General features: G+C 40.9%; 10 protein-coding genes and 1 pseudogene. 6 read left to right on the top strand and 5 right to left on the bottom strand.

Translation table 11 applies throughout. The annotated features are described in order from the left end of the window. Positions 1-70: 70 nt before the first annotated feature. The 5 genes from LC586_RS38295 to LC586_RS38315 form a co-directional block, all read right to left on the bottom strand. Entirely contained in the window at positions 71-1336 is a 1266-nt protein-coding gene (locus tag LC586_RS38295) for a hypothetical protein (protein ID WP_306423349.1), read from the bottom strand. A 158-nt stretch (positions 1337-1494) separates the two neighbouring features. Continuing rightward, positions 1495-1785, bottom strand: a complete 291-nt coding sequence (locus LC586_RS38300; protein WP_229491010.1) for a hypothetical protein — start codon at positions 1783-1785, stop codon at positions 1495-1497. A gap of 10 nt (positions 1786-1795) precedes the next feature. Then, positions 1796-2755 (bottom strand): ParM/StbA family protein, encoded by a 960-nt coding sequence (locus tag LC586_RS38305; RefSeq protein WP_229491012.1) that lies wholly within the window; start codon positions 2753-2755, stop codon positions 1796-1798. A 417-nt stretch (positions 2756-3172) separates the two neighbouring features. Beyond that, positions 3173-3688, bottom strand: coding sequence for a hypothetical protein (locus LC586_RS38310; RefSeq protein ID WP_438822966.1), 516 nt, complete (start codon positions 3686-3688; stop codon positions 3173-3175). 51 nt (positions 3689-3739) lie between these two features. After that, on the bottom strand, positions 3740-4273 hold the full coding sequence (locus LC586_RS38315; RefSeq protein ID WP_229491015.1) for a hypothetical protein: 534 nt from the start codon (positions 4271-4273) through the stop codon (positions 3740-3742). Between the two features lie 242 nt (positions 4274-4515). On the opposite strand from LC586_RS38315, the gene LC586_RS38320 reads away from it, so the two are divergent. From LC586_RS38320 to LC586_RS38345, 6 genes and pseudogenes are all read left to right on the top strand, one after another. Then, the gene (locus tag LC586_RS38320; RefSeq protein WP_199339887.1) at positions 4516-5205 is read left to right on the top strand and encodes an AAA family ATPase; all 690 of its coding nucleotides are present in this window, start codon (positions 4516-4518) and stop codon (positions 5203-5205) included. Beyond that, a complete protein-coding gene (locus tag LC586_RS38325) occupies positions 5202-6188 on the top strand; it encodes a ParB/RepB/Spo0J family partition protein (RefSeq protein ID WP_229491017.1) in 987 nt (328 codons plus the stop codon). The genes LC586_RS38320 and LC586_RS38325 overlap by 4 nt, the downstream gene beginning before the upstream one ends. A gap of 283 nt (positions 6189-6471) precedes the next feature. Beyond that, positions 6472-6795 carry an ArsR/SmtB family transcription factor gene (locus LC586_RS38330; RefSeq protein ID WP_229491019.1) on the top strand — a complete coding sequence of 108 codons (324 nt, stop codon included), beginning with the start codon at positions 6472-6474 and terminating at the stop codon, positions 6793-6795. Between the two features lie 20 nt (positions 6796-6815). Beyond that, positions 6816-7295, top strand: coding sequence for an SRPBCC domain-containing protein (locus LC586_RS38335; protein ID WP_229491021.1), 480 nt, complete (start codon positions 6816-6818; stop codon positions 7293-7295). Between the two features lie 113 nt (positions 7296-7408). Next, positions 7409-7771, top strand: coding sequence for a DUF1428 domain-containing protein (locus LC586_RS38340; RefSeq protein WP_229491023.1), 363 nt, complete (start codon positions 7409-7411; stop codon positions 7769-7771). A 474-nt stretch (positions 7772-8245) separates the two neighbouring features. After that, a pseudogene (locus tag LC586_RS38345) lies at positions 8246-9346 on the top strand (helix-hairpin-helix domain-containing protein); the annotation flags it as partial. Positions 9347-9468 lie beyond the last annotated feature (122 nt).

The following is a 9468-nucleotide window of genomic DNA, read 5'->3' on the forward strand; positions in this document are numbered from 1 at the left end:
GTAGATTTGATGTTGTCAGTGAGCATCAAAACAGGGATTCCTATTCTAGAGATTTAGTCTAAGTGCGGAACTACCCGCACTTCCTACCTTCTAGGATGACTGGTACTTTATTTCTCCGCAAGTCCCTAATCATTTGTTCTCGACGTGGGAACCCAAGCCAGAGTTTGGGATACATCCTGGCTGCATAACCCAGATTCAGCAGCAAATTTGTTTCAAAATCTTTACCAAAATCTTTATGTACAGCAGTTTTGGAAAATTGATTCATTGTCCAGTAGTCTGCTAAGGCCAACTTCAAAGAGGGGTCTTGTTTACTGGCTACTAGAAATTGAATTTGCCAATTGTCTATTTGTGACGATGAAGGAGAATGTAACTGGAAGCACAGATGAAAAGGTGAATCAGCTTGAGTACGGGTAATTTTGGTTTTCCACACCAACCATTGCTGATATTCCTTGAGGGCAGTATTTGTTGTTAGTGGATTATGCTGACTAGGATAAAAGCAAGATTCAATTAGAGAATCAGCAATTTGTTTGTCAAAAGCGGCTGTAGATGGGGTGTGAGTCACTAAATCATCAAGTACATATTCGGAAAAGTGACGCAATAGTGTTTCTCGATCAAAAAACTCAATAGGATAACTAACTGTTGCTTTACCTGCCACACATATTAGTGGCATATAGTCAATATATTTAAGAATATTTGCTTCATATTGTGACGAAATAATTTCCCAGGTGGCATAAATTTCAAATGCGGCTTTATCAGTCTTGCTTTTGCCTTTTTTCTTCGGATTTTCCGATGATAACTGTCGATATTTTAGGGCGGGAATAAATTGGTCTTTGAGGATTACTTGTTTAAAACTTTGAGTGTAATGATACCAAAATAATAAATCTGAACCAATTTGAAACTTCTCCGCATTATATATTGCTAAAAAATGGATATCTTTAAGTAGTTTGATAATATTAAGTGCTGTAACATTTTTGGTAGATACTACTGTTTCATAACAATCTACCTGCCAGTATTGGAATTCTTCATAGCTGTCAGTCAACTCAATTTCTAAATACTTGGTTAATTCTGGTGAAGGTAGGGGCTGATTATTGGTGGTTGGTAAGGCAAAGTATTTGGGAGATATGCGCTGGCAAAATATAGTCTTGTCTTCTTTTATTCCCAATTCTTCTACTAAAAAGGCGATTAATTGGGATTCTACCAAGTGTCCAGGATGAATTTGTTGAGTATTCGTGTAACTTTTTTGGGATAATTGAGTTTCTACCCACAAGTAAAAAGACCCTGACTGAATAAAGTCAGCTTCCTCGTTTGGTATCCAGGTGCCATGAAGTATTCTCATAGTTATAATGCTCTGGATTCTTTGGAAATTCACGCGCCTTAGAATTACTTTAGCAAACAGAGGTGCTAGAATTATCTTCTTTATGCAAAAGAAAGCGATGACGCTATCGTGCGATCGCTTGACTTACGCACTATAGAAGCAGCAGTCCCATACTTCCCTTACAACTCAAAATCAAGAGTGAAGGTTTGGTCATCAGAATCCTCTTGGTTTTCGATAATAGATGGCTCTTGAGTCGGCTGAATAAGTTTGTTATCTTCAGTATTATTCGGCGTGAAAGCTACTTGTTGTGCAGGTAATCCAGCTTTGATGAAAACAAAATAGCAATCAACTATAAAGTAAATCGTGTCCAGGTAACTTTTATCTAGTTTTTGCGATTCTGCAAATATGCGCTCTCGGTAATTATCTTTGAGGCGAACTTTTTCCGGTGCTAAGTCTTTTTTATCTGCCATTGTTATAACTTCACTTAAGAGATGTAGTAATTGGGTTCTTGCTGCTAATGGTTTTTGCCATCTCTAAAAGCCCAGAGACATTGGCTTCTACCGGATTGTCCAGGATTTTGAAGCCGTTTTTCTCCAACAGCTTCTTAAATCCTGGTAAGAGGCAACCTCCACCAATTGCCCAGATTTCATCCCCCTGGTGCTTGGCATCAAGTGTCAGATTCACCACTTTCTTCAAGTATTTTTCATACCAATCTTTTAAAGAAGCGCTGTAAACATCTTTGATATCGATGTCGCGGCTGTACTTGGTATGCCCCATCTCTAGACAAAATCGAATTTTGGAAGCATCTCCGATTTTTCCGCCATTTAAATGCTTCATTTTTTGGGAGATATCATCGATGAGAACTTCTACACCGATTGGGTAAGCAGTGTGAACTTCTCGCTGACCCCGGTTGTAACGGGAATACAAGGTCGTACCATTGCCAAAGTCTAAAATGGTTAATTTTTTGGGTAGTGGATGCCCAAACAATGCACCCATACCCTCTAGTACGACTTTAAGCACTTCTACTTTCACGTCTGATTGCTTGCCAGCAAGTATTGGCTGATATTCTCCATTGAGTACTTTTTGTAATTCTTCAGCCAGACCGACATCATGTAAACTGACAACTAACTTTAAGTGCCAAGCCTTACGGTGTGGGAGATGTGCCAACGCACCCAATAAAGTCAACAACGCATTATTGACTTTATTTTCATTATTGTCTGTGTTGCGGTCAAAATAATTTCCTGTCCGGTAAGCGGACTCTCCAACTGTGTAAGCAGTACCGTTAAAAACTACACGCCCTGGAACATCTTCCATCTCGGCATTGGTTATATAGCTGGGGACACGAATTACTTCAAAGCCATCGACTAAAAGTTTAAGGCTTCCGTAACCGTTATCGAAACCCGCAGGAAAAATTTTTTGTAAGGTGTGAATGTTTGACATAGGCTCCAAGAAATACACTTTAATTTGTGAAAATTATTTGTTCAAGCGATCTGCAAGAGCAAGAGAAAGAAGAATAAAATAACTCCCCCTTTTTTCTCCAGCCTCAAGAGCTAATCATAACCCCTTGGGGGCTAAATGGGGTACAAAATATCAATCAATCAAATATACCCCATATAGCACCTATATAGGTGCTATATGGGAGTCAAAAGATTACAAAAGTACTTAACTGTTGTCGGGGTATATATAGCCCCCATATAGCCCCCAATGAAGAATTTTTGAAATCTTTTCTATCAACGTAGCAGAAATTAATTTAGATCATCGTTGACTCTTTGATTTATACTTTACTGTCAATCTTTTGTTGAAAAGCAATTCAGTCTTGATCTTTAACTTCTTGCTGACTATGTAACGAGTGCGTTACTACTTGCTTACAGGTTCAGCTTTCTCTACTGAATTATCATTCACACCCAAAGTCAATTCCAAAGGAGTTTTTTGGGGGTAAGCTTTTACTACTTGCCGATAAACATCATAATTAGTAGGTAGTGTGTTCTGAGTATTACCCACTCCATAGGTCAGTTTATACTTTACATCTTTGAGCAATTCAGGTTTGCCTGCCTCTTCTTGAGGTCTTTTACGTTGTTCAACTTCATCAACACTTGGTCGCGGCGGTAAAGTAGGCCACCATAACCCTCGGTCATCTGGCCCAACAACTGCTCCTGGCGGTTTCAATCCATTCCTATTCAACATTGAAGTATTCGCAAAGGTTTCAATGCGTGGCTGTGGTTGACTAGTTAGATCATTGGCATACTTTACTTGCCAGGTGTAACTGGTGAGTGCTGTAGCTTCATACTGTTCAGTTGTAGCGGTGGTACAACTATTAAGCGTGAGCGCCGTTAGTGCAGTCATTATTGAGGTTAAAAATCTCAGCTTTTGCATTATCAGTTGTAAATATCTTTCACCAATGACTCTTGAAGAGGGAGTGTGCCATCATTGCTGCCAAGGTGAAGGTATCGCCGTAGTCGAAAGTACTTCCCTTGCTTGCAGTCTAATCGCTGTTTGCTCACAGTTGGGGCATTTTACTTTTGTGAAAATTACTCTTTGTCGTCCTTTGTACTCGCCCATTACGGGTTCTCCGGTGTACTCGCTGATTATCCCCGAATTGCAATGATAGCACTCGAATATCACACGCCCTACCTCCGAGTTGCAATCCAGGAATTGCATGTGCTGACAGGGTGATGGTGGTAATTCTGGTTCTTCGGAGCGGTCTTGGAAGGGTATATGAGGTTTGGTTACTGGTGGTGAATCTAGTTTTTTCTTGTTGCGCTTGCCAGTCACCTGCGGCTCAACTTTTGGCGGCTCTAGGAGTTTTTCCTCGACGGGGGCATGGACAGGCTGTTGGCCAGTTGTGAGTTCTTCCGGCAACTTGTCATCAACCGGGGTAGGGCTAAATTTGGAAATTTGACCGTTGAGCTTTGGGTCTTGTTTCTCTGGTGTTTTAGATGGACGCTCAGTAGATTTCATTAGTCTTTCTGTCAGGGGGGTTACTTATATTCGTTTTATTTAACCAAAACGTTTTGGTTAACTTTATTTTTATTCTTTTTTTTTGAATCAGTGATAACATCAAGCCATATATTTTGGTTAATTGACTTATTTCGATAATAGATACTCTGCTGAATCTGTTCTAAAAGAATACTTGAAAATTATCTTAGAAATGATAATTCTATGAAGACTAATACAATTGTTGCAAAGTGAGAATTGCTCCTATGGTAAAATCCAAGCCGACGAAGACTACGACCAAATCTGAAAAGCTTCCTAAAATTTTGGCATTTGCGAACCAGAAAGGTGGAGCAGGGAAATCAACAGGAGCAGTTCATGCTGTTGATTGGTTTACCCAGATGGGGCATTCCACTATCCTAGTTGATGCAGATGGGCAGGAAAGCTCATCAAGTTGGTTGAAGGATCTGAACTTGCCTTGTAAAGTCATTGGTGATCCAGAGGTTTTATTTGACGAACTTCCAAAGTTAGCAGAGTCTTATGATGTTGTAATTGTTGATGGCCCAGGAAATGCAAGTGAGGTGACAAAAGCAATTTTAATCCGTTCTAATTTAGTACTTATTCCTTGCAGGGACTCCATGATCGATTTAGCAAGTACAGGTAAAATTGTACAATTTGTGCGTCAAGCAAAGGAAATTCGAGGAGGGCTGCCGATAGCAGCGCTTTATCTAAATGCAGTAAAAGACAATACTATTTTGTTACGAGAAGCTAGAGAAGCTTTGCAAAGCGGTATTATACCTTTACTTAATACTACCCTTCCTGACCGTCAATGTATCAAGGATGCACCTGGACAAGGTAGTACAGTATTTCGTATGAAGGGAGAAGCTCCTAAAGCGGCGGCAAGTGCTTACGTCAAAATCCTAACAGAAGCTTTGAAGTTATTTGAATCAGAATCATGACTCGACGAAAACTTAAAGATAATATTGCTAACAATGAAGAACTGAACTTTGTCTTTGGACAAGCCACTACTCAGGAAATTGTACAAATAGCAGAAATAGCTCAAGAACAAATCATTCCGCACAACGCAATTGTTTGTACATTCACATTTATTCCAGATGGCAAGCCAGTTCGGCATTACTATGATTTAGAAGAGCTACAACAATGGGCGCTAAATGATATTCAACCCAATGGAATTCGTTCTCCTCTGTGGGTACGTCCCCATCCCACTCAATCTGAAAAATATGAGTTGGTTGCAGGACTTCGGCGATTAAAAGCAGCAGAGATACTAAAATTGGAAGATATACCAGTCAAGGTTTTTGATTGGGATGATCGAACCGCTTTTTATGCTGCGATATCAGAAAATACAAATCGCCGTGACTTTAGTGCTTTAGAGGAATTAGACAACACTTTGCGAGTGCTTGAAATTCAACTGGGCTACGAAACTGAGCAAGTTGTTAGTTTTCTTTACCGAATGAACAACGCCACAAAAAATACTGTTAACCAAAACGTTTTGGTTAGTCAAGAAGCTGAACTTGTTCAACAGGTATTTAATTCATTCGGGCGAATTACTTGGCAATCATTCGTTGCAACTAGACTTCCCTTATTTAAAAAACCAGTAGAGATATTGAATGCTATTCGTCAAGGTAAAATTCATTACACTAAAGGAATTATGATTGCTAGTGTCAAAGACAAAGATAGCAGGCAAAAAGTTTTAGAAGAAGCTATCAATAATTCCCTTAGTCTTTCTGAAATCAAGCAACGAGTTAAAGCATTGAATGGTAGTAAAAAAGCACTGTCCGAGTCCGAACCTGTAAGCCTGAAACAACGCTTAACTAACACGATTGAGGTGGCAAAGAAAAACAAGATGCTTTGGAGTGATCCGAAAAAAACTCAACAGCTAGAGAATCTGCTTAGTCAGCTTGAAGCGATTGTTAAAAATTGAAAACAGAAGTGGACTTAGTAGTAAGACAAGAGCAATAAACTCAGGCAGTATCGAGCAATTGCAACGCATTGTGACAAACCCACTACTAACATTTTGGGTAGCCTTTAATTTCGTTTGTAAGCAATGCGATCAAACCACCAGCCGTGAGACTTACGGCATACGCCCCTTCTACTGCGAAACCTTAATCAGCGTCGTGTATTACCCACATGAGTTTTAGTAATATCATCCCTCAGAGGCTCAGGACACTTGACATGAGCTGTATCTTCATCTATCATTCAACCAAATGGTTGAATCAAATTTAGCTCTTGATAAAATTTTTGGTGCGCTTGCTGATGTGACGCGTCGAGACATTCTTGAACGAATATCAACAGCGGAACATACTATCAGCGAATTAGCACAATTTTATGCGATGTCCTTGGCAGCGATCGCCAAGCACGTCAGTGTGTTGGAGAAAGCCGGACTCATTACCAAGCGTCGAAGTGGGAAGGAGAAAGTTATCCAGATTCAGCCGAAAAATATCAAAGTAGCCGCAGCATATCTGGGCGAGTATGAAAAAATCTGGAACGCCCGCTTCGATACTTTGGAAAAGCTACTAGAAGATAAATAACAAAGTAGGAGGAGAGAAGTATGGCACATCTTACAGTAACAGTTCCAGAAAATTCACAAAATATCCTGGGTACTGTCACAATTAACGCTCCATTAGAAAAGGTATTTGAAGCATATACCAAAGAAGAACTGTTTGCTAGTTGGTGGTGTCGCGGTAATTCAATGAAAGTGTATGACTTCGATTGTCAAGACGGCGGCAGTTGGCACATTGCTGAACAATCAGAAGATGGTAACGAGTATGAGTTTAGGGGCTGTTTTCATGAAGTCGCTCCCCATGAACGGATCGTGCAGACATTTGAATTCTTGGGGATGCCGGAACGTGGGCATGTCATGCTGGAAAAAGCTGAGTTTGTAGCAATTGACGAACATACAACTGAGATTCGCACGCATAGCACAGCAATGAGCCAGTCAGACCGTGACGGCATGGTTGCCAGCGGCATGGAAAGCGGATGGCGGCAGTCGGTTGAAGCTCTCGGCAAGCTTTTAGAAGCAGACGATTAATTACAACTCGCTCTCCCAAAATATTGAGTGTGGTTGGAAGTTGCCGATTCTAGAGAGTCAATTTTCGTGAAGCATGACAACTTGTTTAAGCCAAACCTGGGAGGTTAAATTCAATGCCTTATGTCGATGGTTTTGTTGTAGCTGTACCTACAGCCAACAAAGAAATTTACAAGCAACACGCAGAAGCTGCGGCTATTGTGTTTAAAGAATATGGTGCATTAAAGTTGGTTGAGTGTTGGGGCGATGATGTTCCAGAAGGCGAAATTAGTTCATTTCCGATGGCAGTTAAGTGCAAAGAAGATGAGACTGTCTGTTTCTCTTGGATTGTTTGGCCTTCACGCCAAATTAGAGACGAAGCTATGGAGCAAGTCATGGCAGATCCACGTATGAAACCAGAAACCAATCCAACTGCTGAAATGCCTTTCGATGCAAAACGAATGATCTACGGCGGCTTCGAGATGATAGTTGATGCTTAGATTAAACAAGAAGGTTGCACAGTCGCGGCTAAAGATGCAGAAAAACGAATGTTTAAAATCATACTTGTTAACTTATATATGGTTTTGGTAGTGCTAAATTGGTTCTGTTTATAAGCGATTGCAGGATATTGCTTTGAATAAATGAGAGTAACCCTTACGCAATCAATACCGTTCGGTTAAGATATCTCTTCATTGAGACCGCAGGGGGCAAAGGGGTAGCAGAGAGGTTACTGTTATTCCCCCCTGCTCCCACTTCGGCTACGCTCAGTACAAGTTCGCTCCTAGAAATTCGTCAAGACTTTGACCTTCTGCCTTTCATAAAATAAAAAGCTTTCGCTTGTTGATCAAGTGGTCTGCAATAGTTCATCAAGAGCAAATCCTGGGTAAGACTTGAAGAAAATATCTTACAGTATTTATGTACTACAATAAACCCACGGCTCAGTTTATAATGATGTGCGGCATTTTTGAGCACCAATGTCCACACCCCTAAGTCCTGTTACTCAACAAGTAAATGTCACCCCGCACTACGAAACGATCACAGGGGTAATAGAACGCCTGACCTTTCACTCCGAGGAATCCGGCTATACCGTAGCGCGTTTAACTCGTTCACGTTCCACTGACCTCACCACAATCGTCGGCAGTTTTGCAAATATTCAACCAGGACAGACATTTCAGCTAACAGGTTTTTGGCGGGAGCATCCGCAGTATGGACCACAATTCCAAGTCACCAATTACAAAGAAACAAAACCCGCTACCCTCACCGGAATTGAAAAGTATTTAGGCAGTGGGCTAATCAAAGGTGTTGGGCCAGTCACAGCCAAACGCATCGTTGCACATTTTGGTTTGGAAACCCTAGACATAATTGAAAACCAAATTGACCGGCTTATCGAAGTTCCAGGCATAGCCAAAAAGCGGATCAAGCTCATCAAGAATGCCTGGTCAACTCAAAAGGCGATCAAGGAAGTGATGGTATTTTTGCAAAGCCACGGTGTTTCAACAACTTATGCAGTCAAGATTTACAAACAATACCAAGATAATTCCATCGCTACAGTCACCTCTAATCCCTACCAACTAGCAACGGACATCTACGGCATTGGTTTTCTGACTGCGGACAAGATTGCACGAAACTTAGGTGTACCAACGGACTCCGAATTTAGATACTGCGCTGGCATCATCCATGCACTAACCGAAGCAGCCGAAGATGGACATTGTTACCTACCCCAACCAGAACTCATTGAGAAAGTCATCAAATTGCTGGCAACTGATGACCATCAGCCAGCCCCTGAAGCGATCGCCGACATTATTAAACAGATGGGCGCAAAAGAAGAATTAATCAGAGAAATCGTGCGGGGCAATGATGGAGAGAAACTGCTACTGTGCTACAGACCAACGTTTTTTCACACAGAGATGAACTTGGCGCGGATGATATGCCGACGCTTGAGCCTGCCGATAGTACAGGATATGCCCCGTGTCCGAGCTTGGATAGAACGATTTACAACTAGTCGCAAAATCCAGTTGTCGCTACAACAGCAGCAAGCAGTGGAGAAGGCAGCTTATTCTCCAGTCATGGTACTGGCATCCTCTAGGGTTTTTTGACATCTGGTAAACCATATATATTCATGTTTTGACACAATTTTCAAAGTTTAACTTGAGTTAAATAGTTTATAATTGAAAAATACAAGTTTCAGAATATTTAT

It is taken from the genome of Nostoc favosum CHAB5714 (assembly GCF_020829495.1).
Classification (GTDB): domain Bacteria; phylum Cyanobacteriota; class Cyanobacteriia; order Cyanobacteriales; family Nostocaceae; genus Nostoc; species Nostoc favosum.